Raw genomic sequence first — 24,626 nt, 5'->3', positions numbered from 1 at the left:
GTGGCGCATACCATCGACCACAGACCCTCCCGCCCGGCACGACCGGGCCCGGGAGACGCATCGAACGAGGGGACAGCGTGGACCAGAGCGGCGGGAGCGGACAGCCGCGCTCCGGCAACGACGGGGCGACCGACCACGAGGCGGCCCCCACGGCACGGACCGCCGACAGCGCGCGCCCCGAGGAGGAACGGGACCGCGCCGGCGACCGGCCGACCCCGGCCGGGGACGGGACGGCACCCGGACAGGACGCGGATCCCCCCGCGCCCGCCGGCACCCCCACGGCGCCCGAGGGCCCCCGGGACACCGCCACCCGGCCCGCGGCGGCGGACGACGGCCCGACGGCACCGGACCCCGGCCCCGCGACCCCCACCGCGCCGACGACGCCGTCCGGCGACCGCCCCGCGGCACCCGCCGCCGCCGACCAGGACCCCCCGCCCCGCCCCGACGACCGGGACACCCGTCCGTCCCCCGCGGGCGACGACGAACCGGCCACCGAGACGCGCCCCACGCCCCCCACCGCACCACCCCACCCCACCGGCCCCGCCCCGGCCCGCACCCTCGCCGGCTCCGGCCCCACCGGCAAGGGCCGCCCCCCACGGCGCCCCAGGGAACCCGGCGGCGGCATCCTCATGGGCCGGCCCTTCGGCGTACCCGTCTACGTCGCGCCCAGCTGGTTCCTCGTCGCCGCCCTCATCACCTGGGTCTTCGGCGGCCAGCTCGACCGCGTCCTGCCCGGACTCGGCGCCGCCCGCTACCTCGTCTCCCTCTTCTTCGCGGTCGCCTTCTACGCCTCCGTCCTCATCCACGAACTCGCCCACACCGTCGCCGCCCTCCGCTTCAAACTGCCGGTGCGCCGCATCCAGCTCCAGTTCTTCGGCGGCGTCTCCGAGATCGAGAAGGAAGCCGAGACCCCCGGCCGCGAGTTCGTGCTCGCCTTCGTCGGCCCCCTGCTCTCCCTCGTCCTCGCCGGGGCCTTCTACCTCGCCATGCAGCCCGTCGACCCCGACACCGTCCCCGGCGTCCTGCTGGCCGGCCTGATGATCTCCAACCTCATCGTGGCCGCCTTCAACCTGCTCCCCGGCCTCCCCCTCGACGGCGGCCGCATGCTGCGCGCCGTCGTCTGGAAGATCACCGGCAGGCCCATGAGCGGCACCATCGCCGCCGCCTGGGTCGGCCGCGCCCTCGCCGTCTCCGTCCTGGTCGGCCTGCCCCTGCTCACCCAGTCCGGCGCCCTCGGCTCCACCGCCGAGGACAACGTCGGCATGGACACCGTCACCGACGCCCTGCTCGCCGCCATCCTCGCCGCGATCATCTGGACCGGCGCCGGCAACAGCCTCCGCATGGCCCGCCTGCGCGAACACCTCCCCGACCTGCGCGCCCGCACCCTCACCCGCCGCGCCGTCCCCGTCGAGACCGACACCCCCCTCTCCGAGGCGCTGCGCCGCGCCAACGACGTGGGAGCCCGTGCCCTCGTCGTCGTCGACGCCGACGGCCGGCCCCTCTCCCTCGTCCGCGAGGCCGCCATCGTCGGCGTACCGGAACACCGCCGCCCCTGGGTCCCCGTCAGCGGCCTCGCCCAGGAACTCACCGACGGCATGCGCGTCTCCGCGGAACTCTCCGGCGAGGACCTCCTCGACGCCCTGCGCGCCGCCCCCGCCACCGAATACCTCGTCGTCGAGGAGACCGGCGAGATCTACGGCGTCCTGTCCGCCGCGGACGTCGAACGCGCCTTCGTCAAGGCGATGGCCCGCCCCAGCTGAGCCACGGCACCGACCCGGCACCGACCCGGCACCGACCCGGCACCGGGCCGGTGCCCGGGGGCGGGCACGTGGTCGGCGGTCCCTGCGGCGCCCGGTAGGCTGGTCACATGTCCGAACCGACCGGTGCCGCCCGCCGTCGCGGGCCCTTCAAGGTCGGGGACCAGGTACAGCTGACCGACCCCAAGGGCCGCCACTACACGTTCACGCTCGAAGCGGGGAAGAACTTCCACACCCACAAGGGTTCCTTCCCCCACGACGAACTGATCGGCGCTCCCGAGGGCAGCGTTGTCCGCACCACCGGGAACGTCGCCTACCTCGCGCTGCGCCCCCTGCTCCCCGACTACGTCCTGTCCATGCCCCGCGGGGCAGCCGTCGTCTACCCCAAGGACGCGGGGCAGATCCTCGCCTTCGCCGACATCTTCCCCGGCGCGCGCGTCGTCGAAGCCGGCGTCGGCTCGGGCTCGCTCAGCAGCTTCCTGCTGCGCGCCATCGGCGACCAGGGCATGCTGCACAGCTACGAGCGCCGCGCCGACTTCGCCGAGATCGCGCAGGCCAACGTCGAGCGCTACTTCGGCGGCCCGCACCCCGCCTGGCAGCTCACCGTCGGCGACCTCCAGGACAACCTGTCCGACACCGACGTCGACCGCGTCATCCTCGACATGCTCGCCCCCTGGGAATGCCTGGACGCCGTCTCCAAGGCGCTCGTCCCCGGCGGCATCCTCTGCTGCTACGTCGCCACCACCACCCAGCTCGCCCGGACCGTCGAGTCCATCCGCGAGATCGGCTGCTTCAACGAGCCGACCGCCTGGGAGACGATGATCCGCAACTGGCACATCGAGGGCCTCGCCGTCCGCCCCGACCACCGGATGATCGGCCACACCGGCTTCCTCCTCACCGCCCGCCGCCTCGCCGACGGCGTCGAGCCCCCCATGCGCCGCCGCCGCCCCGCCAAGGGCGCCTACGGCGAGGACTACGCCGGCCCCAACGCCGACGGAGGCCAGGGCCGCTGAAGCGGCTCACCACCCCAGGTCAACGAATCGAAGCCGTGGCCGAGTTCCCCCGAACACCCGGGAACTCGGCCACGGCGCTCTTGTGTTGAGGCACCGTCCGCGCCCCGAGAACTGACGCACCGCCAGAAGTGCAGCCCCGCCGTTCCCTCGGCACTGTGACGTGTGGCACGATGCGGGGCACCCCACCGGCACAGCCCTCACAGGAGACACCTCCGTCGTGCAGCATCCCGCCGTACCGGAACTCGCGCACACCGCCACCCGGCCCATCCACTGGGTCGCCACCGCCACCGCCGTCTCCGGCGTGATCGCCCTGTCGTCCGTGCTGCAACCGGGCTCCAGCGCGACGGCGGCCCAGCGCCACACCGAGACCAAGGCGGCCCCCGCCGCGACCGCGCCCCCCGACCCGGCCCGGGCCGACTTCCCCCTCGACTGCGGGCCCACCAGACTGCTCGTCCGCAAGAAGGCCACCGGCGACCTCGACGGCGACGGCCGCCCCGAAACCGTCGCCCTCGTCCACTGCGACGCGAGCATGGGCACCCCACCCGACGGCGTCTACGTCCTCACCCAGGCGGCGAGCACCCCCAGGCCCCGCGTGGTCGCCACCCTCGTCGACCCCAAGGACCGCCTCACCGTCATCGACTTCGCCGTCCGCGACGCCGCGGTCACCGCCACCCTCCTCGGCTACTCCTCGCCCGACGTGCCGAGTTGCTGCCCCGACACGAAGGCTCCCGCCAAGTGGCAGTGGAAGGGCGGCGTGTTCGTCCGCTCCACGCCCGCCGACAGCCGGAACGTGTGACCACCCCGCGGCACATCGCCCGCCACGCGTCGGCGGAATGTGAGAAACCAGACATTCGTGACAGCAGGTGGTCGTACGATCACGCGGCGTCCGGGCCGTGGACCTCCACCCTGTCCGAAATCCGACGCACGTGAATGCACTCGCCCGGGCACTCCCGGGCCGAGGACACCACATCCTCGAGCAGCGGCAACGGCACCGGCGCCGCGGCCCTGACCTGCAAGAGCTCGCCATCCGGGCCCTTCACGTAGGCCAGCCCGTCGATGTCCAGCTCGAAGACCTCCGGCGCGTACTGCACACAGATGCCGTCGCCGGTGCACAGATCCTGGTCGATCCACACCTCCAGCGCCTCACCACCGGCCCCGGCCCGCTGCTGCACCGTCATCTCCCCTGCCGTCTCCTGCGCCGGGCCACCGGGAATCCGGCCAGCTCCGGCGGGTGTTGAACAACCCGACCCTACCCTCGGCCGCTTCCCAACCATGTTCGGTGGGTATTCCCCTGGCGTGAGGGAGAGCGCAAGGGTGAAGATCGGACACACCCCGACAGTCTTTGTGATCTAGGGGTTTCAATCGACACCCGCCCAGGTAGGGTCTGGAAGCGTCCAGCTCCCCTTGGAGGAGGTGAGGACCGTGGCAGCCCACGACGACGACATGAACCGCGGCATCCGCCCGGGACGAGGGTCCGACGACCCTGCCGGGCAGATCGCCTACCTTGAGCAGGAGATCGCCGTCCTGCGACGCAAGCTCGCCGACTCTCCGCGACACACGAGGATTCTCGAAGAGCGGATCGTCGAGCTGCAGACCAATCTGGCCGGCGTGTCCGCACAGAACGAGCGGCTCGCCAATACGCTCCGTGAGGCCCGCGACCAGATCGTCGCCCTCAAGGAAGAAGTCGACCGGCTCGCACAGCCACCGGCCGGCTTCGGCGTCTTCCTGCAGGCCAACGAGGACGGCACGGCCGACATCTTCACCGGAGGCCGCAAACTCCGCGTGAACGTCAGCCCCGGCGTCGAACTCGACGAGCTCCGGCGCGGCCAGGAAGTGATGCTCAACGAAGCGCTCAACGTGGTCGAGGCCATGGAATTCGAGCGCGTCGGTGACATCGTCACCCTCAAGGAGATCCTGGAGGACGGCGAGCGCGCCCTCGTGCTCGGGCACACCGACGAGGAACGGGTGGTACGGCTCGCCGAGCCGCTGCTGGACGTCACCATCCGGCCCGGCGACGCCCTCCTGCTCGAACCACGCTCCGGCTACGTCTACGAGGTCGTGCCCAAGAGCGAAGTCGAGGAACTCGTCCTCGAAGAGGTACCGGACATCGGCTACGAACAGATCGGCGGCCTCGGCAACCAGATCGAGGCCATCCGGGACGCCGTCGAGCTCCCGTACCTCTACCCCGACCTGTTCAAGGAGCACGAACTGCGGCCGCCCAAGGGCGTCCTGCTGTACGGGCCCCCCGGATGCGGCAAGACGCTCATCGCCAAGGCCGTCGCGAACTCCCTCGCCAAGAAGGTCGCCGAGGTGACCGGCCAGGCCGCCGGCAAGAGCTTCTTCCTCAACATCAAGGGCCCCGAGCTCCTGAACAAGTACGTCGGCGAGACCGAGCGGCAGATCCGCCTCGTCTTCCAGCGCGCCCGCGAGAAGGCCAGCGAGGGCACACCCGTCATCGTCTTCTTCGACGAGATGGAATCCCTCTTCCGCACCCGCGGCTCCGGCGTCAGCTCGGACGTGGAGAACACCATCGTCCCCCAGCTGCTCGCCGAGATCGACGGCGTGGAGGGCCTGCAGAACGTGGTGGTCATCGGCGCCTCCAACCGCGAGGACATGATCGACCCCGCGATCCTGCGCCCCGGCCGGCTCGACGTGAAGATCAAGATCGAGCGTCCGGACGCCGAAGCGGCCAAGGACATCTTCGGGAAGTACCTCACCGAGAACCTCCCCCTGCACGCCGACGACGTCAGCGAGCACGGAGGCGACAAGGCGATCACCGTCCAGGGCATGATCCAGACCGCCGTGGAACAGATGTACGCCGAATCCGACGAGAACCGCTTCCTCGAGGTCACCTACGCCAACGGCGACAAGGAAGTCCTCTACTTCAAGGACTTCAACTCCGGCGCCATGATCGAGAACATCGTGGGCCGCGCCAAGAAAATGGCGATCAAGGATTTCCTCGAACACCGCCAGAAAGGCCTCAGGGTCTCCCACCTCCTCCAGGCATGCGTGGACGAGTTCAAGGAGAACGAGGACCTGCCCAACACCACCAACCCCGACGACTGGGCCCGCATCTCCGGAAAGAAGGGCGAACGGATCGTCTACATCCGCACCCTCATCACCGGAAAGCAGGGCGCCGACACCGGCCGCTCCATCGACACGGTGGCGAACACCGGCCAGTACCTCTGAGGGCACGACGGCTGCGGGTGCCCACGACGGGTACCCGCAGCCGCCTGTTTTCCGGCCACGGCTGGAGCAAGGCAATGACGCAAATGATCTCCCCACCAGCGCAAAGGCGTTCTAGGCTCTTCGGTACCGCCGCGTCGCGCCGTGCGGGGACGGGCACCGCACGCGCACCGGAGCACCAGCGGTACTTGAGCGCCGCCCCCGACCGAGGGCGCCGCCTGGCAAGGAGGGCCGCATGACCGTACGGCGAGTAATGGGCATCGAGACGGAGTACGGCATCTCCGTCCCCGGCCACCCCAACGCCAATGCCATGCTCACCTCATCCCAGATCGTCAACGCGTACGCGGCAGCGATGCACCGGGCCCGCCGGGCCCGCTGGGACTTCGAGGAGGAGAACCCGCTGCGGGACGCCCGAGGCTTCGACCTCGCCCGCGAGGCCGCCGACGCCAGCCAGCTCACCGACGAGGACATCGGCCTCGCCAACGTGATCCTCACCAACGGCGCACGGCTCTACGTCGACCACGCGCACCCCGAGTACAGCGCGCCCGAGGTCACCAACCCCCGCGACGCCGTCCTCTGGGACAAGGCCGGCGAGCGGATCATGGCGGAGGCGGCGGAACGAGCCGCCCAGCTCCCCGGCGCCCAGCCGATCCACCTCTACAAGAACAACACCGACAACAAGGGCGCCTCCTACGGCACGCACGAGAACTACCTGATGAGGAGGGAGACCCCCTTCTCCGACATCGTGCGCCACCTCACCCCCTTCTTCGTCTCCCGCCAGGTCTTCGCCGGAGCGGGCCGCGTCGGCATCGGCCAGGACGGACACGAACACGGCTTCCAGCTCAGCCAGCGCGCCGACTACTTCGAGGTCGAGGTGGGCCTCGAGACCACGCTGAAGCGCCCCATCATCAACACCCGGGACGAGCCGCACGCCGACGCGGAGAAATACCGCCGGCTGCATGTGATCATCGGCGACGCCAACCTCTCCGAGATCTCCACCTACCTCAAGCTGGGGACGACCGCTCTCGTCCTCTCCATGATCGAGGACGGCTTCATCGCCGTCGACCTCGCCGTCGACCAGCCCGTGCGCACCCTCCACCAGGTCTCCCACGACCCCACCCTCAAGCGTCTGGTCACCCTCCGCAGCGGCCGCACCCTCACCGCCGTCCAGCTCCAGATGGAGTACTACGAGCTGTCGCGCAAATACGTGGAGGAGCGCTTCGGCGCCGACGCCGACGAGCAGACCAAGGACGTCCTCGCCCGTTGGGAGGACACCCTCAACCGCCTCGAGAACGACCCGATGAGCCTCGCCGGCGAACTCGACTGGGTCGCCAAGCGCGAGCTCATGGAGGGCTACCGCCGCCGGGACGGCCTGGACTGGGACGCGGCCCGCCTCCACCTCGTCGACCTGCAGTACGCCGACGTGCGCCCCGAGAAGGGCCTCTACAACCGCCTGGTGGCCCGTGGGCGCATCAAGCGCCTCCTGGACGAGGCCGACGTCGAGAAGGCCCGCACGAGCCCGCCTGAGGACACCCGGGCCTACTTCCGGGGCCGCTGTCTGGAGCAGTACGCGGACGACGTCGCGGCGGCCTCCTGGGACTCGGTGATCTTCGACCTGCCGGGCCGGGACTCGCTCCAGCGGGTGCCAACCCTGGAACCGCTTCGCGGAACGCGTAATCACGTCAAGGAGCTCCTGGACCGCTGCCGCACGGCGGAAGACCTGGTCAGGGTCCTGTCCGGGGGCTGAACGGATACCCGGGACCGGTACCGGCCGGACGGGGTGGAAAACCCCGCCGCCGGGAATCATGGAGGTGGCCCCCGAACGTTGGAGAACTGCGGGGCCGATGTCGGACCCGGCTTGTAGGGTCTGATCATCACCATCGGCACGAATGCCGACCATGTCGGGCGAACTGAGCGGGGTGAGGGTTATGGCGACCAAGGACACCGGCGGCGGCCAGCAGAAGGCGACGCGCTCCACGGAGGAGGTCGAGGAGCAGGCGCAGGACGCGCAGGCCACCGAGGACCTCAAGGAGCGGCACGAGAAGCTGAGCGACGACGTGGACTCGGTTCTGGACGAAATCGATGATGTGCTCGAGGAGAATGCCGAGGATTTCGTGCGCTCATTCGTTCAAAAGGGTGGCCAGTAGGCTCTTTTGCCTTCGAATCTAAGGTTCGAGGGGTGGGGGGAGAGTGGGCGAGGGGCAGGCGGTGAAGCGTTGCTCGCGGTGCAAGGAGTTCGAGCCGCGGGCAGCCTTTGCCGGCAACAGGTCGGTTCGTGACGGGCTGCAGGCCTACTGCCGGGAGTGCTGGGCGGCGTACCACCAGGCCCGGCAATCGGCGAGGGGGAAGAACGCCAGGCCGCGGGTGGAGGCGCCCGAGGGGCACAAGTTCTGCCGGTGCTGTGGGGAGATCAGGCCCCACGGTGAATGGCATCGCAATGCAACCGCCTCGGACGGCTTGTCGACGAGTTGTAAGGCGTGCCGGGCGACGAAGGCGCGAGCGGACCACCTGAAGCGCCAGTACGGCATCACCGAAGCCGAACGTGACGGACTGGTCGCCTCCCAGGGAGGCGTCTGCTGCATCTGTCTTGCCGCCCCGGCCGAACATGTGGATCACTGCCCTGAGACGGGTAGGGTCCGTGGCGTACTGTGCTTCAGCTGCAATGCCGCACTGGGGCAGTTCAAGGATCGGCCCGACGTCATGAGGCGGGCTGCGACATACGTGGAAGGAAACGCGTGGAAGCCAACCCTCGTAGCACCGGGCGTCTACCAGCTGCCTTCCTGACGCCTGGGTCCTCGTCCTTCATGGACTTCCTCGCCGAGCACCAGCCCGAGCTGCTGCCCGGCAAGCGGCAGCTGCCGCCCACCCAGGGCGTGATCGAGGCTCCGCACGGCACCACGATCGTCGCCACGACGTTCCCGGGGGGCGTCGTGCTGGCCGGTGACCGGCGGGCGACCATGGGCAACGTGATCGCGCAGCGGGACATCGAGAAGGTGTTCCCGGCGGACGAGTACTCCGCGGTCGGCATCGCCGGCACGGCGGGTCTGGCCGTGGAGATGGTGAAGTTGTTCCAGCTGGAGCTGGAGCACTTCGAGAAGGTCGAGGGCGCCCAGCTGTCCCTGGAGGGCAAGGCGAACCGCCTGTCGACCATGATCCGTTCCAATCTGGGCATGGCCATGCAGGGCCTGGCGGTGGTCCCGCTCTTCGCCGGTTACGACCTGGACCGCGAGAAGGGCCGCATCTTCTCCTACGACGTGACGGGCGGCCGCTCGGAGGAGCACGGCTTCGCGGCCACGGGGTCCGGTTCGATCTTCGCGCGCGGCGCCATGAAGAAGCTCTTCCGCGAGGACCTGACCGAGGAGCAGGCCACGACGCTCGTGGTGCAGGCTCTGTACGACGCGGCAGACGACGACTCGGCGACCGGTGGTCCCGATGTCGCCCGCCGGATCTATCCGATCGTCACGGTGATCACCGAGGACGGCTTCCGCCGGCTGACGGAGGACGAGTCCTCCGGGATCTCCCGCTCGGTGCTGGAGCGGCGTCTGGAGCAGCCCGACGGCCCGCGGGCCGCGCTGCTCTGAGGGCGGCGGGGTTGTTGTCAGGGTGATCCAGTGACTACGACAGAAAGGGACGGATAACCGGTGTCGACGCCGTTCTATGTCTCCCCCCAGCAGGCCATGGCCGACCGGGCGGAGTACGCCCGCAAGGGCATCGCGCGCGGCCGCAGTCTGGTCGTGCTGCAGTACGCCGACGGCATCGTCTTCGTCGGCGAGAACCCGTCCCGTGCGCTGCACAAGTTCAGCGAGATCTATGACCGGATCGGCTTCGCGGCCGCCGGTAAGTACAACGAGTACGAGAATCTGCGGATCGGTGGTGTGCGCTATGCCGATCTGCGGGGGTACACCTACGACCGCGGCGATGTGACGGCCCGTGGCCTGGCGAACGTGTACGCGCAGACGCTGGGCACGATCTTCTCGAGTGCGGCGGAGAAGCCGTACGAGGTGGAGCTGGTGGTCGCCGAGGTGGGGGAGACCCCGGAGGGCGATCAGATCTATCGTCTGCCGCACGACGGTTCGATCGTGGACGAGCACGGTTCGGTCGCGGTGGGTGGCAACGCGGAGCAGATCAGCAGCTATCTGGATCAGCGGCACCGGGACGGGATGTCGCTGGCCGAGGCGCTGAAGCTGGCGGTGCAGGCGTTGTCGCGTGACACGAACGGCAGTGAGCGGGAGATCCCGGCCGAGCGCCTGGAGGTGGCGATCCTGGACCGTACGCGTCCACAGAAGCGCAAGTTCAAGCGGATCGTGGGTCGTCAGCTGTCGCGTCTGCTGGAGGCGGACGGTGCGGTCACCGCTTCGGAGGCGGAGGCCGCGGCCGAGGCGGAGGCCGAGTCCTCCGAGGGCGAGGAGTGATGATCCGCGCCGCTGTCTGAGGAGTGTGCTCCCGCACCGGTATGTCGCCGCGCGCCCCGCCGTCTTCGGTCGGGGCGCGCGGCGTTTCCGTGTCGTGCGGGTGCGGGTGCGGGTGCAGGTGCAGGTGTGTCAGGGGCCGGGTGGCGGGGCCGTGGAGCCGCGGACGACGAGTTCGACGGGGATGTCGCCCTGGTGGGGTGCGTGGCCTTCCAGGACGGCGAGGAGGGCCTGCATGCCGCGTTCGCCGAAGAGTTCCGCGTCGAGGCGGACGGTGGTGAGTTCGGGGTCGAGGGCGGTGGCGAGGGCCAGGTCGTCGAGGCCGGTGACGGAGAGGTCGTCGGGGATGCGCAGGCCGAGGCGCCGGGCGGCCTTGTAGGCGCCGGCCGCGAGTTTGTCGTCGTCGCAGACGAGGGCGGTGGGGCGGGGGCCGGGGCCGGCGAGGGCGGTCTCGGTGGCGGCTCGGGCTTCGTCGATGGTGATGGGTGCGCGGGTGGTGCGGAGGGTCGTGCCGGGTTCGCGGGCGAGCCGGGCGCCCAGTGCCTGTGCGCGGGTGCGGAAGGTCCAGGAGGGGATGTCGGCGGCGAGGTGGAGCAAGCGGCGGTGGCCGAGGGCGAGGAGGTGTTCGGCCACTTGGCGTACGCCGTCGCCGATGTCGAGGTTGACGGTTGCGGCGCCGAGGCTGCCGTGGGGGTCGCTGTCCAGCATGACGAGGGGGAGCCGGTCGCCGCGGATGGCGGTGAGGGCGTCGGCGGCCATGGAGGAGGCGATGACGCCGTCGAGTGCGGCCTGGGCGGAGTGGAAGGGGTCGCGGGCGGGGCCGACGCCTTCGGGTGAGGGGTAGAGGACGACGCCGAAGCCGTGCCGGGCGGCGACCCGGGCGGCGCCGGTGTAGACGCCGGCGAAGAATTCGGTGGTGAGTGCGGGGACGACGAGGAGGACGGTGCGGGTGCGGCCGAGGCGGAGGTTGCGTGCGGCGAGGTTGGGGCGGTAGTCGAGGTCGCGTGCGGCTGCCCGGACGCGTTCGGCGGTGGTTTCGGAGACGCGGCCGCGCCACTTGTCGCCGAGAACGAGGGAGACGGCGGCCTGGGAGACGCCTGCGGCGCGTGCGACGTCGCGGCTGGTGGGGCGCGTGCTCCCGTGTGCCACCGGTGACCTGCTCTTTCGTCTGGACTCCTGGTCAGCGCTCATGGTACGTATGACGGACGACGTTATACGTAAAACTTCCTCTCCTGCCGCGAGAAGGGTGGGCCATGGCCGCGGGGTACCTGGAGATCCTCAGGGCGAGGCATGCCGCGCGCCTGCTCGTCGGGACGCTGGTGGGCCGGCTGCCGAACGCGACGGCGGCGATCGCGGTGGTGCTGTTCGTGCGTGCCCAGGGGGGCAGCTACAGCCGCTGGTCCAGAGTCCCGCTGGGAGGGGGCTGCGGCCGCGGTTCGCGTCGATGCGCCGGCCGTATCCAGCTGTTCTCCCAGGCCCGACCGAAAGCGCAACGCGGCCAGGCCCGACGCTGTCGCGGTGCGGGACGGTCGGTCTGAGGGACGGCGAGCCCGTAGCGAGTGCGAGGGCGTCGCCGACGGGCGCCGGTGATGTCCATCCGGTCCTTCACCAGTGAAGGGGCGCGTACGGCGCTGAGGGCGCCCCCTGTGGCAGGGGGCGCCCTCAACGTGTGATCCGCGTCAGCCGACGCTGCCGTACTCCACGGGGAGGTCCGGGGGCCAGGGCCGGGTGAAGTCGAATGCGGCGTCGTGGGGGTCCCCCCGCTCGAGCGGAGCCGAGAGCGGGGGAGCGTGCCGGGCGTCGCGACGGGGCGAACGTTGCCTGTTGGGGCACTAGCGAGTGCCCCGCGCGGTCGCGTACGCGAGCCAGCGTTCGGCCCACCGCCGTAGCTCGTCCTCCAGCCAGTCGAATTCGAAGGCGATGCGGCGGGCGTGGTCCCGCAGTTCGGGAATGCGCTCAGGATGCCGGAGCGTGCTCGCGCCGATGCCGTCCTGGTAGTAGGCGCCCTTCAGGAGGACATCGGCGGCCGGCGACATCATGACGAAGGCCGGGTTGTTGGCTCCCGCCCCCAGGATCCCGTCCTCGCAGCCGGCTCCCGCGATGTCCCACTGGTCGGCGAGGGCCACCCGGACCCAGCGCCAGACCTGGAGTTCCCCGTCGTCGGAGTGGTCCTGTGCGATGTCGACGCCGACCAGGAACTCGGGCCGGCCGCCGGCGCCCGCGGAGAAGAGTCCGCTGTCGCGGGCCAGTCGCTCCCACTCCTGGTTGAAATGGTTTCCGAGGTCCTTCTCGTCGTGCGCGAGCAGGAATCCGTGCCGGCCGCTCTCGGCGCCGAGATTCCCCATGAAACTGGCGACGTTGACGGGCGGCAACTCGTCCCGCGTCTCCATGACCTCGCAGAAGACGAGTCCGGCGGCGGAGAGCTTGTCCAGGGCCTCCTGTGCCACGTCCATTCGGGTGTTCCCCTTCTTCTCACGCGAGCGGGCGGGCCGTCCGAAAGACGACCCGCCCGCTCGGCTTCTCACAGCCGGATGTTCACGGCCGGATGTTCACAACCGGTTCTCAGCGACGACGCGCGTAATGGTAGAGCGTCGGCCTGTTGTAGTCGTGGACTCCGTTCTTGAGCGGGAACCACGCTACTTGCCCGGTCTGCAGATTCAGCATGACGCGCAGCTGGTTGTTCGCCGGCAGACCGATGTTCTCACCGTCGAAGATGGGCGAGCCCACCCAGTTGTCCCAGCCACGCACGTTGCCGAAGTTCCCGAAGTTGTCCGGACCGGGGTTCATCCGCTGCCGGGCACCCGGGTTGTTGGCCACCTCGCGGGCGAGCCTGTCGAGCTGCCTCGTCAGGTCCTCGTAGTTGGCGAAGTGTGCGTTCCACGCGTCGCTGCGGGCGTCGCGTGCTGCCTGGCTGTACGGATCGCCGTCGAACGCGGGGTTCTCCGGTGTCAGCCCGTCGCCCTCGTTGTCCCGGCTCGGACCACAGTTGTGGACGAGGGCCGAGACACCCGCCGACACCACGTAGTACGTGTGGACGTCGGAGACGGTCAGGTTGTGGACGGTGGCGCCGCGCGCCGTCCAGCGTTCGACCGAGCTGATCTGGACGTAGCTGCCCGCGCTGGTCCGCAGCCACTGACCCGATGTGAGGTCGGTGGCTTCGATCCACCTGCCGGCCTCGGGGACCCAGAAGGGGTGCCCGTCGGTCGCCGTGATCTTCGCGGTCCTCGTTCCCGCCTTACCGTCGATGTCGACGGTGACGGTGACGAGGTGCTTGAGGCCCTGGCCCTTGATCTCGGCCGTGACCGTCTCGATCCGGGTCTCCCCGGTCCTCGGGTCGGTCGCGACCACCTTGTCGCCAGCTCTGACCTTCTCGATCGGCTTGGTGGAGCCGTCGGCCATCAGCACCTTCGTGCCGGGCACGAAGCTGTTGCTGATCGGGCAGGAGCCGCCGTCGGCCTTGCCGGAACCGCCGCCACCGCTCGAACCACCGCTGCTGCGGGAGGAGCCGCCGGTCTTTCCACCGGTCTTTCCGCCCCCGCCGCCGCTGCCTCCGCCGCCCTTGCCGGCGTGGGAGGAGGACTTGGGCGCCGCCTTGGCCTGGGCCTGCTTGTGGACGGGGTTGCCCGTCTTCCGCTTCGCCGCGGCCGCCGCGTCGGCCTTCCTCTTGGCTGCCTCGGCCGCCTTCTTCCTGGCCCTCTGCGCGGCCTCCTTCTTGGCTTTCTCGATGGCCAGCTTCTTGGCCCGTAGCGCCGCCGCCTCGGCTGCCTTGGCCGCCTTGAGCACGGCTTCGGCGGCTCTCTTGGCGGCCTTGAAGGCCTGGATGGCGTCGATGGTGCGGTTGATCGCCTTCAGGACCGAGGGGATCTTGCCCAGCTTCGTCCATGGAATGGCGTCCAGGATGATGCTGCCGCACGACCACATGTCACCGCCGAAGCAGGCCATGGCGTCGTTGATGCCGATGAAGTCCTTCAGCGTCTCCCAGGCCACGGCCAGGATCACCGAGGTCAGGGACCTGCCCATGGTGGACTGCGCCTGGGCGATCTGCGCCGCGGACAGACCCGCGCCGGCGAGGGCCGCGGCCTTCTCCGAGGCGGACAGGGTGATCGCCAAACCGGTCGGGTCGTCGTACGTCACCGGGTTGTTGTGCGCGTACGCGTAGCCGTTGCTCTGCTGCGGGTCGTTCAGGTCGAGCACCGGGTCGGCGGACAGGAAGCGTCCGACCAGCGGGTCGTACATGCGGGCGCCGAGCGGCTGGAAGCCGGAGGCGTCGTCCCGTGTCTGGCCCGTGAAGCCCTTGTGGCTGTGGAGGTTCTGACCCGCGGTGTCGGCGCCGCGCTGGTTGCCGAACGGGTCCTGCTTGCGCACCCGGACCGGCATGCCGCCGTTGAGCGCGACCTCGGTGTAGGTGCTGTTCTGGTGGTCCGAGGTCTGGGCGACCAGGACCTCGGAGCCGGTGCCGCTGGCGTAGCGCATGACCTGGCCGCCGGGGGCGGAGTAGGTGCGCTGGGTGCTGACCAGGACGCCGCCCAGCTGGACGGTGACCGAGGCCTCGTCCAGCAACAGGGTCGCCTGCTTGCCCTGGATGGTCAGCAGCCGCTGACCGTCGGGGCCGTAGATGTGCCGGGTGTCGTTCTGCGGCAGCCACTGCTGGGCGGCCTGGGCCGCGTCGCAGGTGGCCAGCACGATCGCGGTGGCGTTCACGTTCGCCGCGCCCTGGACCGCGAGGCACAGGGTGGAGTCGACGTGGATGAGCTGGCCGGACGCGTTGCGCTTCAGACGCTGGGCGCTGGTGCCGTCGCACTTGCGCACCTGGACCGCGGAGCCCGCGGTGTCGGCGGCAGGCTGGACGCACCAGGTGTCGTAGATCTCCAGAGTGCCGAGGTCGGGGTTCGGCTGGGGGGTCTGCGTCGGGCCCGGGACCGGCTGGAAGTGCCAGCTCTGCGCCACCGTGGTGTTGCACTGGTACAGCTGGACCGGCTGGCCCGTGGCGGCGAGACCGGACTTGAGGTCGAGGCACTTCTGGCCGAGACCCACGTACGGGGTCTTGCCGCCTGTGCCCTGGCCGGCGATCCGGTCGATCTTGCCGTCCGGGGTCCAGGTCAGGTCCTGCTTGTCGCCGTTGTCGACCGAGGTGACCGACTTGGTCTCACCCGTCAGCTCGTAGAGCCGCTGCGCCTCGGCCTTGACCTGGGCGCCCGCCGGGGTCGTGAAGGTCTTCGTGACCCGGGTGAGCGTGTGCGGCTGGTCCTTGGCGGCGTTCTTGCCGTAGACGTAGTCGGTGACCGCGTCCTTGGCGGTGTCGCCGGCGAGGTTCTTCTCGGTCAGCCTGGTGCGGTTGCCCAGGAGGTCGTACTCGTACTCCTGCCAGTAGCCGGAGCCGTCGGTGCCGGCCGCGACGTTGAGCGTGCCGTCGGCCTTCTTCGGAGCGGTGCAGTCCTGCTCCGGGTCTTTGGAGGTCCAGGCGGACTTCAGCTGACCCACCGGGTCGTAGACGAAACACTGGCGCTCCTCGATCCCGACGGCCCGCTCGTGGATGGAGGTGATGTTGCCGGCCGGGTCGTATCGGTAGGCGCGGTTCGAGACCAGGTTGCCGCCGACGATGCTCGCGGTGTTCTGCTCCCGGTAGACCGCCTGCTCCTGCAGCTCACCGCTGCTCTCGTCGTACGAGTTCTGCGTCCACACCCGGTAGGGCTGGGCGCCCAGGGTCGAACGGAGGACCTGGCCGTACGGCGAGTAGGCCGTCTCGGAGCCGTACCAGTCCTTGCCGGAGATGGAGAGCGGCTTGCCGTCCTTGTTGTAACGGACGACGAGATTCTCGGCGGCGAGCTTGCCGATCGCGGGAAGGGTGGTGTCCTCCAGCGCGCCGGTGTCCGAGTAGGAGTAGGAGTAGGTGTAGTCCTTCTTCAGGCCCCACGTGTCGGCGATCGACTGCGGCAGGGACAGGGTGGTCGCGGTTGGCTGGTAGTCGCTGGTGTAGCCGTTGACCGTCTGCGTGTACCCCAGCCCGTCGGTGAAGCGGGTCGCGGTGGCGGGCATGCCCTTGCCACCCGGGGCGGAGTCGTACGTGAAGTTCGCGAGCAGGGTGCCGTTGGTGTCGTTCAGATGCTGCTGGGTCGGCCGGGACAGTTCGTCGTAGCTGTTCCAGATCTTCACGCCGCGGGCGTTGGTGGTCGTCAGGACGCGGTCGCGGGAGTCGTACTCGGTACGGGTGGTACCCGTGTCCGGGTCGGTGGACGAGTCCATCCGGCCGCGGTGGTCGTACGTCCAGGTCCACGGGTGCGTCGGGTCGGCCGAGGCGGTCGCCTTCTCGAGCTGGCCCTTGGCGTCGTACGCGTAGCGCGTCGAGGTGAAGCCGCCCGGCGCTGCGGGGTTGAAGGTGTCCGTGCGGATGGTCCGGCCCGTCGCGTCGGTGTAGACGCGGTAGGAGGAGTCGCCCTGCGGGTTGATGACCTTCGACCAGTCCTCGCCGTACTCGTACGTGGTGGCCCGGTCCTCGTACACCCTGGAGGAGGACTCCTTGGTGACCGGGTCGACCCACTTGAGGTACGGCGTCTCCTGCGTCACGCGGCCGAGACCGTCGTAGGTGTAGCGCGTGATGTTGGGGACGGCCGTGTCGGAGACCGGGGTGAACAACTCGCCCGGCTTGGCCTCGTCGGTCAGATAGGCGTTGTTGGTCTGGTAGACGTCACCGGCGTTGTTGTACAGGGTGTCGGTGATCAGCCAGCCGGCGTCGTTGTCGGCCTCCTCCTGCGTCTGCCGCTCGCGGCCGAGACCGTCGTAGAGGGTGACGGAGGTTTCGACCCGGTCCTCGTAGCCACGCGTGTAGGTGGTGACGTACGGAGGCTTGCGGATCTTGGTGTTCGGGTCGTCCGGGTCGGTCTCCTCCGGCGGGACGGTGTAGACCGCGCGGAAGTCCGGCACCGACGACGTCGACGGGGTGCGGCCCGGGGCCCAGGCCTCGGACAGCCGGCCCAGCGGGTCGTACGAGGCCTCGCTGACGAGGTCGTTGGCGTCGGTCGTTTTGACGGTGACCGAGCGGCCCGGCTCCAGCTCCATGATCTGGCTGTGGCCGAGCACGTTGGTGTAGGTGACCTTGAAGACCTGGCCCGTGGCCGGTCCCACGGAGGCGTAGGTGGTCGTCGACGACTTCGGGATCGGCTTGGCCAGCTCGTCCGGGTCGGTCTGCCGGACGACCCGGCCGATCTCGTCGAAGCCCACGGTGCCGTTGGTCAGGAAGCCGGTGCCGGTGCCGTTCAGCGACCACGACTCGGTGGCCAGACCGCGGGTCGAGGCGGACAGCGCCGTGCCGTAGGCGGTGCCGTCGTACGCGGTGCGGGTGGCGCCGGTCAGCGTGGTGAGATCGGCCCAGTCCGCGTCGGCGCAGGTGGTGGGCGAGACGAGGACCTGCTTGCTGAGGCCGATCAGGTTCTTGGCGGTCTGGTGCACGTACTCGGACTTGGTGCAGGACTCGTCACCGGTCTTCCCGGTGTCGCCGAGCGACTCGACGAGCGTCGGCAGACCGTACGTCGGGTCGTACGCCGTCGTCGTCTTCACCGAGCGCACCGTGCGCGGGTCGTCGGTGTTGGTGCCGGACGACTTGGTGTACGCGATCTCCTCGGGCTCCGTGACCCGCCAGGCCCGCAACGGGCTCAGGCCGTCGTCACGGTCGCGCTTGCCGAGTTCGGTGGCCGCGGGCTTGGTGATGCTGCGGGTCAGCCAGTCGGAGTCGGCCTTGGTGGAGTCGACGTAACTGAGCTCCTCGGCGATCCGGCCGGCGAACGGCTCCTCGTCCTTGGCGATCTCGGCGCCCGTGATGTCCTTCACGGACACGGTGTCGCCGAGGCCCCGGAAGAAGCGGGTGACGGACTTGGAGCGCTGGCCGGCGGTGTCCGGGGTGCCGTCTTCGTTGACCGACCCCGTCAGGACCGTGGTCTGCTCGACGCCCGCGAACTGCGAGTAGGTGCGCTGCGACTTCTTGGTGAACTCGGCCTCGGCGAGCTTCCAGGCCGGGTTTTTGTACTTGTACTCCGTCCTGGTGGTGAAGTTGCCGTCGATGTTCGGCAGTTCCTCGACGGTGTCCACGACGTACTTGTGGAACCAGTCGATGTCCTCGACCTCGGGGTCGGGGTTCCAGAACGACGGGTAGCAGAGCCGGTTGTTGACCTTGAGCTGGGCCTGCAGCCGGGCCATGGCCGTGGCGCGGTCCTCGCCGGGCTGCTGGTCGAGCAGCGGCAGGTTGCCGGTGAGGCAGTCGCCCTCGATCTTCTTGTAGGTGACGACGGTCTCGCCGCCGTACTCGTTGACGACGCGGCCGATGCGCAGCCGGGAGAAGCCGGGACGCGAGGCGTGGACCGCCTTGACGCGGTTCGGCATGTCCTCGGTGTTGGGCTCGAATCGCACGGTGTTGAGCGTCACGCTCGCGTCGGTGGAGCCCTTGCGGGCGTAGCCGGTGCGCTGCACGGACTCCAGCCACAGGGCCGTGTTCGGGCCGGTCAGCAGCTTGGCGAAGCTCTGCTTCAGCTGGTACTCGTCGACGACCTGGCGGGCGGCGGTGTCGGTGAGCCGCTGGGCCGAGGTCGTGATCTTGTCGAGGCGCTTACGTGTCCAGAAGGACGGACCGGCGTTCCAGCACTTCTTGCCGGACTCGCAGCGCAGGTCGGCCGGGGTGTCGAACCAGGGCCGGTAGTTGCGCGGGTCCTTGGAGGTGAAGTTGGCCTCGGAGCAGGTGACGTCGTCGACGGTGTAGCAGCGTTCGGCCACCGTGAAGCCGACCCGGGCCGGGGCCGTCTGAGTGAAGATGTTGTCGCTGCGCTGGCCGTAGTGGATGTGGTCGAGCCAGCCGTCGCGGTCGTAGACGACCGGGTCCTTGAAGTTGAAGTTCCGGGCGTAGTAGTTCTGGTCCTTGTCCCACCACAGCGACATCGCGTTGCCGTGGATGTCCTCGACGTAGTCGAGGCCCCAGCGCCAGCCCTGCGTGCACCAGGAGTTGGTCCAGTCGGTGGTCGTGGGGCCCTTGTAGCAGTCCTCGCCGTCGTGGTTGCCGTACACGGGGACGGTCAGGACGGACTTGGTGGTCGGGTCGTCGGCGGCCGTGCCGTGGTCGGACCAGCCCGGGAGCTTGTTCTTGCCGAAGTGGTACTTGGTGCCGTCCTTGGTGGTGACGACCCAGTACTCACCGTCCTTGGCGCCGTTGCCGGTGGCCTCGCCCTTGATCAGCTGGACGGTGGAGCCGTCGCCGTTGGCCGTGAACCACTCGCCCTTGGTCTTGTCCCAGACCAGCTCGGTGGTCAGGCCGCCGAGGGAGAGGGTGGCGTTCTCCGAACCCCAGCACAGGTCCGCGGTGCGGTGCGTGGAGTTGTTCGACCCCGCCTTCTTGGAGTCCTGACGGCAGTTGGCGTACGTACGGGTGATGGAGCCCGCGTTGTATTCCCAGCCGTCACCGATCCAGGAGGCCTGGTTGTTCGTCGAGGAGGTGCGGCCGTCGACGGACTGCGAGGAGTACGCCAGGCCGACCTTCGGCATCAGTCCGCCGGCGGTCTCCGGGACCTGGATCTGGTACGAGTACGTGAAGGCGCCCGAGGACGAGCCCGACGACCAGGAGCCGGAGGACAGCAGTGGCGAGGCCGTGAAGTCACCGGACACCGACGAGCCGGTGTCGAGGCCGCCGACGGCGGCGCCGCCGTTCGCGGCGACCGCGGGCTGGACGCCGTCCCGGTAGGAGGCCTTCGACGCCGCGGTCGACGCCTTGGAGGGGACGAAGCCCTCGCCGACCAGGTCGGCGACGGGGATGCTGCCGCTGAGGACTTTGCGGGTCTTGGCGTTCTTGGCCGTCTTCGTCCGCGTGGGTGCGTCCTTGGCCGGCACGGTCTCGACCGTGCTGCGCAGCCGCTGGAAGTTCTTCTTGCCGTTCTTGACGTCCTTGTCCCCCTGGGGGACGGACATCGTGGTCGTCCCGCCGCCGTCGGCGCAGTCGCCCGTGGTGGGCGAGGAGTAGACGCACTCGGGCAGCAGCATCAGACCGAAGCGGTTGGCGGCCTGCGGTCCGTACAGGTCGGCGAAGCCGGTGGTGTCGATGCTGATGGCGACCTCGGCAGCCGGGTCGACGGTGGCCGGCGGGGTGAGCTTCATGACGATGCCCGAGACGCCCGCGTCCTGCGAGGTGGTCTGCGGGGCCACGCCCACGGTCCAGTCGCCGGCGAGGCCGGCGGGGTCGCCGCCCTCGGGGACGCCGATGGCGACCGGCAGGTTGTTGGTGACCGGCACGGTGGTGCCGGGCTCGCTGCTCGTGGAGAGCGTGGCGCTGCCGGTGCCGGAGGTCCACGGCGTGACGGCGCCGGGGGTGTACGGGGCGACCGGGTTCTCCGGAGCCAGGGTGAGGGTCTTGGCGGCGGCCTCGTCGCCCTCGACCTCGGTGGCCTTCGGCAGGTCCGGGAGGTCGACGTTGGCGATCGACTTCTCGCGGCTCATGGTGGGGTCGGGGACGGCCAGGGCCTGCCCGCCCAGGCTGGTCACGGTCAGTGTCGAGGACAGCAGAAGAACGGTCGCCGTGCGGCTTCGCCGCCGGCGCCTTCGTTGTGACTCTGTCATGGCTGGGCGTCCCCGCCCCAGCCATGACAGCGGACCTGAAGCACGCATTAGCGTCGACTCCCACCCTGGCGGATCGTTCAACAGGCACACGTCTGGCTCAGGCGCGTGCGTGCGCACTCTCTGTCATGTCCGCTGCACAATTCAAGATCGCCTGTCGGCCGGATCGCCCTGCGAAGTGATCCGCGTCACGGGGCGAAACGCACCAGATGGTTTTGTTGACGGCCCATCAGGCGGATGTGGGGGAATGACTTGATCATGGTCAATACGACACCGGAAAAGCTCCGAATCGGGCAAAGTTGGCATGCTGCCCCATCGATTCACCGGTTTCATAACGGATTCACAACTTACTCACACGTAGACGTGCTGGTGCCCATGTGTGATCGTGTGCGCGCATCTGCCCCACGGCCTGCCGATCGGGGCTGTCTGTGCAGTCCTCAATCCGCTTGGTTCCCAAGGGAGTAGACCGCCGTGACCGCGCCGCCCCGATATCTCAGCCCCTTCGTGCGCACGCGCACACGGCTGTCCCTGACCGTCGGCCTCGTGCTGGCCGCCCTGACCGCCGCCCTGCTGCCCTGGTGGTACCCCGACCACTCCGCCCCGGAGACGGCCCGGGGCGCCACCGACGCCACCCCCGCCTCCACCGGTCCGCGCGACGAGACCGCCGCGATGGCCGAGGCCCGGCGCACCGGCAAGCCCGTGCTCGTCGACACCGCCACCACCGCCACCACCTTGACCTGGGCGCTGCCCGGCGGTCGGCTGAAGACCCGGATCACGGCCACCCCCACCCGGGCGAAGAACGCCGAGGGCGAGTGGGCCCCGATCGACAACACTCTGAAGCGAACAGCCACAGCACCCAAGGACCTTGGCGTCACCCCCGTGAACCCGGCCGTCGCGGTGCGCTTCGCGAGCGGCGACGCCGGCAAGGACCGCGCCGGCGCCCGCAAGGACCGCGCCGACCGCTCCTTCACCCGCGCGAAGGCCCCGGGCGAGACCGTGCTGGCCGAGGTCGACCTCGGCGGTCACACCGTCGCGTACACCTGGCCGGGCACCCTGCCCGAGCCGGTGCTCGACGGACCGCGCGCCCTGTACCCGGAGGTGCTGCCCGGCGTCGACCTGCTGCTCGTGGCCCGTGAAGAGGGCGGCATGGCGCAGGTCCTGATCGTCAAGACCCCCGAGGCCGCGGAGAGCAAGGCGCTCGCCACCGTCTCCTACGGGCTGCGCTCCGACACGGCCGTGTTCCGGCGCGACACCAAGGCCAGCCGGGTCCAGGTCCTGGACAAGGGCGGCAAGGAAGTCGGCTCCATCCCGACCCCGTTCGCCTGGGACTCCAGCGGCCGTGACCCCGAACTGCCCGCCGGCACCCCGAACCGTACGGCGGTCGCCACCCCGGCCGACGTGCTGAAGCTGTCGGGCCTCACCGGCATCGAGCCCGGCGCCGAGTCCGCGCCCCTGCCGATCGCCCTGGACGGCGCGAACACCGGTGACGCCCGCCTGGAGGTCGGCTTCGCCGCCACCGGCCTGGCCGACCGCGAGGGCGTCACCTACCCGCTGTTCGTCGACCCGCCGCTGAACCCCGGCTGGGACGCCTGGACGGTGGCCTACAAGCCGTACCCGAGCACGAGCTTCTTCAACGGCACCAACTTCTCCTCCGGCACCTCCGACGCCCGCGTCGGCCACGAGAGCGACACCGGCGGCACCGCCCGCTCGTTCTGGCGCATGGACTGGTCCAGAAGCATCAAGGGCGCGGAGATCAAGTCCGCGACCTTCAAGGTGCTCAACAACCACTCCTGGTCCTGCACGACCCGCGAGTTCCAGATCTGGCGCACCGGCTCGATCTCGTCGGGCACGACATGGAACGCCCAGCCCAGCTGGTCCGACGAGCTCCAGCGCAAGTCCTTCGCGCACGGCTGGTCGTCGAGCTCCTGCCCCGACGAATACGAAGCGTTCGACGTCAAGGACGCCGCCCAGTACGCCACGAACAACGGCCACTCGACCCTCACCCTCGGCATGCGGGCCACCAGCGAGTCGGACACGCAGACCTGGCGCAAGTTCAAGGCGACCTCCGCGACCATCGAGGCCGTCTACAACCGCAAGCCGAACGAGCCCACCGACGGTGAGACCGTCCCCGGCGGCGACTGCGTCGTCGGCTCCCCGGGCCGCACGGTCGGCAAGACCAACCTGACCCTGAAGGCACGCGCCACCGACCCCGACGGCAACCTGAAGGGCCTGCGCTTCCGCTTCTGGAAGGCCGGCACGACCGCCCCGACCGGCGTCCTGGCCACCAACCTCAGCAGCGGCTGGGCCTCGACGATCATCCAGTCGTCGTCCCTGGTGGACAAGACCACCTACTACTGGGACGTGCGCGCGGAGGACTCCGACACCCCCACCCCGGCGGTCTCCACCTTCTTCCCGTCCGGCACCACGCCCTGCGCCGTGACCGTCGACGGCTCCGGCCCACCGCCGCCGGTCGTCACCAGCGACGTATGGCTCAAGACCACCTCGGACGGCGCCACTTGGGCGAAGGTGAACTTCGGCCAGGCCGGACCGATCGCCTTCTCCTCGCCGGGCGCGGCGAAGTTCACGTACGCCTGGGGCGGCGTCGCCCCGGTCCCGGTCAACGCCGACGCCGACGGCAACGCCACCGTCCCCGACCTGCAGCCGCCGAACGCCGGCCCCAACACCCTCCAGGTCTTCGCCTACGACAGCCTCGGCAACCCGAGCGCGCGCACCGACCACACGACGTACGTCCCGCCGAAAGAGAACGCCGACACCCCCGGCGACACGGGCGGCGACGGCACCCCCGATCTGCTCGTCATCAACGAGGCCGGTGCCCTGCGCACCTACGCGGGCCAGCCTGGCGGCGAGCTGTACGGCTCGCTGGCCTCGTCGTACACGAGGGGCAAAGACGGCAAGGCGACCCTCAACCCCCCGGGTCACTGGTACGACGCCACTTCGACGCTCGGCAACAAGGCCGCGCTGATCGCGCACTACCAGGACACCTACCCGGGCGACGGCACCACCGACCTGTTCGCCCGCACCCCCGACGGCGGCTTCTGGCTCTACTCGGGCGACGGCTACGGCTCGTTCGACGTCGACCAGCGCATGAAGATCCGTCTGCCGTCGAACGCGCCCGCGCCGTCCACCTGGACGCAGCTGAAGGCCCTCGGCGACATCACCGGCGACAAACTGCCCGACCTGGTGCTGCGCACCGCCGCCGGTTTCTGGGTGCTCTCCGGCTACACCGGCGGCAGCATCCAGACCGCGACGCAGATGAACGCCGACGCCTGGGCCCGCCGCGACATCGTCAACCTGGCCGACATGAACAAGGACGGCACACCCGACCTGCTCTGGCGCAACCTGGACAACGGCAACATGTACCTCCGCCGCGGCAAGCCCGGCCCGGTGACGGACAGCGTCGACCTCAACTCCCTGATGCTGGCCTCCAACGCCGTCAACGGCGACGAGCTCTTCGGCACCAACTGGACCGAGGCCGACGCCAACGCGGCGATCGGCATCCCCGACATCAACAACGACGGCATCCCGGACATCTGGGCCCGCTTCGCGTCCGACGGTCACATGTCGATCTACCACCCGTCCACCACGAACACGAACCCTCCGGTGAAGACGGTGATCGGGTCGGGGTGGAACGAGAAGTTGGCGTTCGGGTGAGGTGA

Annotated in this window: 14 protein-coding genes and 1 pseudogene; 11 read left to right on the top strand and 4 right to left on the bottom strand. The window is 69.7% G+C overall.

Going from position 1 to position 24,626, the window contains the following annotated elements; all coding sequences use genetic code 11:
* Positions 1-77 precede the first annotated feature (77 nt).
* The 3 genes from ACFYMU_RS10735 (at position 78) to ACFYMU_RS10725 (ending at position 3,566) form a co-directional block, all read left to right on the top strand.
* Positions 78-1,760: a site-2 protease family protein gene (locus ACFYMU_RS10735; RefSeq protein WP_388371012.1), complete on the top strand. Its 1,683-nt coding sequence runs from the start codon at positions 78-80 to the stop codon at positions 1,758-1,760.
* 107 nt (positions 1,761-1,867) lie between these two features.
* Entirely contained in the window at positions 1,868-2,770 is a 903-nt protein-coding gene (locus ACFYMU_RS10730) for a tRNA (adenine-N1)-methyltransferase (RefSeq protein ID WP_388371010.1), read from the top strand.
* Positions 2,771-2,987: 217 nt separating this feature from the next.
* On the top strand, positions 2,988-3,566 hold the full coding sequence (locus ACFYMU_RS10725) for a hypothetical protein (protein WP_388371007.1): 579 nt from the start codon (positions 2,988-2,990) through the stop codon (positions 3,564-3,566).
* A 79-nt stretch (positions 3,567-3,645) separates the two neighbouring features.
* Here ACFYMU_RS10725 and ACFYMU_RS10720 read toward each other — a convergent pair whose 3' ends face one another.
* Positions 3,646-3,948 (bottom strand): ferredoxin, encoded by a 303-nt coding sequence (locus tag ACFYMU_RS10720; protein ID WP_388371005.1) that lies wholly within the window; start codon positions 3,946-3,948, stop codon positions 3,646-3,648.
* Between the two features lie 244 nt (positions 3,949-4,192).
* On the opposite strand from ACFYMU_RS10720, the gene arc reads away from it, so the two are divergent.
* From arc to prcA, 6 genes are all read left to right on the top strand, one after another.
* Positions 4,193-5,959, top strand: a complete 1,767-nt coding sequence (gene arc, locus ACFYMU_RS10715) for a proteasome ATPase (RefSeq protein WP_388371001.1) — start codon at positions 4,193-4,195, stop codon at positions 5,957-5,959.
* Between the two features lie 232 nt (positions 5,960-6,191).
* Positions 6,192-7,703 carry a depupylase/deamidase Dop gene (gene dop, locus ACFYMU_RS10710; RefSeq protein WP_388370998.1) on the top strand — a complete coding sequence of 504 codons (1,512 nt, stop codon included), beginning with the start codon at positions 6,192-6,194 and terminating at the stop codon, positions 7,701-7,703.
* A gap of 181 nt (positions 7,704-7,884) precedes the next feature.
* A complete protein-coding gene (locus ACFYMU_RS10705) occupies positions 7,885-8,103 on the top strand; it encodes a ubiquitin-like protein Pup (RefSeq protein WP_356149350.1) in 219 nt (72 codons plus the stop codon).
* A 61-nt stretch (positions 8,104-8,164) separates the two neighbouring features.
* Positions 8,165-8,740, top strand: a complete 576-nt coding sequence (locus ACFYMU_RS10700) for an endonuclease VII domain-containing protein (protein ID WP_388371397.1) — start codon at positions 8,165-8,167, stop codon at positions 8,738-8,740.
* The gene (gene prcB, locus ACFYMU_RS10695; RefSeq protein ID WP_388370996.1) at positions 8,692-9,537 is read left to right on the top strand and encodes a proteasome subunit beta; all 846 of its coding nucleotides are present in this window, start codon (positions 8,692-8,694) and stop codon (positions 9,535-9,537) included. The genes ACFYMU_RS10700 and prcB overlap by 49 nt, the downstream gene beginning before the upstream one ends.
* 60 nt (positions 9,538-9,597) lie before the next feature.
* Complete coding sequence (prcA, locus tag ACFYMU_RS10690; RefSeq protein ID WP_388370993.1) at positions 9,598-10,368, top strand: proteasome subunit alpha; 771 nt, start codon at positions 9,598-9,600, stop codon at positions 10,366-10,368.
* Between the two features lie 129 nt (positions 10,369-10,497).
* On the opposite strand, the gene ACFYMU_RS10685 is transcribed toward prcA, so the two are convergent.
* Positions 10,498-11,556, bottom strand: coding sequence for a LacI family DNA-binding transcriptional regulator (locus ACFYMU_RS10685; protein WP_388370991.1), 1,059 nt, complete (start codon positions 11,554-11,556; stop codon positions 10,498-10,500).
* A gap of 62 nt (positions 11,557-11,618) precedes the next feature.
* Between ACFYMU_RS10685 and ACFYMU_RS10680 the strand changes: the two are divergent.
* A pseudogene (locus ACFYMU_RS10680) lies at positions 11,619-11,759 on the top strand (MFS transporter); the annotation flags it as partial.
* A 438-nt stretch (positions 11,760-12,197) separates the two neighbouring features.
* Here the strand turns inward: ACFYMU_RS10680 and ACFYMU_RS10675 are convergent.
* Complete coding sequence (locus ACFYMU_RS10675; protein WP_388370989.1) at positions 12,198-12,818, bottom strand: hypothetical protein; 621 nt, start codon at positions 12,816-12,818, stop codon at positions 12,198-12,200.
* A gap of 109 nt (positions 12,819-12,927) precedes the next feature.
* Positions 12,928-20,877 carry a ricin-type beta-trefoil lectin domain protein gene (locus ACFYMU_RS10670; RefSeq protein ID WP_388370986.1) on the bottom strand — a complete coding sequence of 2,650 codons (7,950 nt, stop codon included), beginning with the start codon at positions 20,875-20,877 and terminating at the stop codon, positions 12,928-12,930.
* A gap of 543 nt (positions 20,878-21,420) precedes the next feature.
* Between ACFYMU_RS10670 and ACFYMU_RS10665 the strand changes: the two genes are divergently transcribed.
* Complete coding sequence (locus tag ACFYMU_RS10665) at positions 21,421-24,621, top strand: DNRLRE domain-containing protein (protein ID WP_388370984.1); 3,201 nt, start codon at positions 21,421-21,423, stop codon at positions 24,619-24,621.
* Positions 24,622-24,626 lie beyond the last annotated feature (5 nt).

Origin of the sequence: Streptomyces sp. NPDC007264 (assembly GCF_042869095.1) — a bacterium.
In the GTDB taxonomy this organism is placed as follows: Bacteria; Actinomycetota; Actinomycetes; order Streptomycetales; family Streptomycetaceae; genus Streptomyces.
The sequence above is the reverse complement of the archived record's forward strand: the minus strand, read 5'-3'. Positions and strand labels throughout refer to the sequence as shown.

Bases quoted from the DNA above. Each gene is read 5' to 3' on its own strand.
- ACFYMU_RS10730 (WP_388371010.1), top strand. From the start codon at position 1,868: ATGTCCGAACCGACCGGTGCCGCCCGCCGTCGCGGGCCCTTCAAGGTC.
- ACFYMU_RS10720 (WP_388371005.1), bottom strand. From the start codon at position 3,948: ATGACGGTGCAGCAGCGGGCCGGGGCCGGTGGTGAGGCGCTGGAGGTG.
- dop (WP_388370998.1), top strand. From the start codon at position 6,192: ATGACCGTACGGCGAGTAATGGGCATCGAGACGGAGTACGGCATCTCC.
- ACFYMU_RS10705 (WP_356149350.1), top strand. From the start codon at position 7,885: ATGGCGACCAAGGACACCGGCGGCGGCCAGCAGAAGGCGACGCGCTCC.
- ACFYMU_RS10685 (WP_388370991.1), bottom strand. From the start codon at position 11,556: ATGAGCGCTGACCAGGAGTCCAGACGAAAGAGCAGGTCACCGGTGGCA.
- ACFYMU_RS10675 (WP_388370989.1), bottom strand. From the start codon at position 12,818: ATGGACGTGGCACAGGAGGCCCTGGACAAGCTCTCCGCCGCCGGACTC.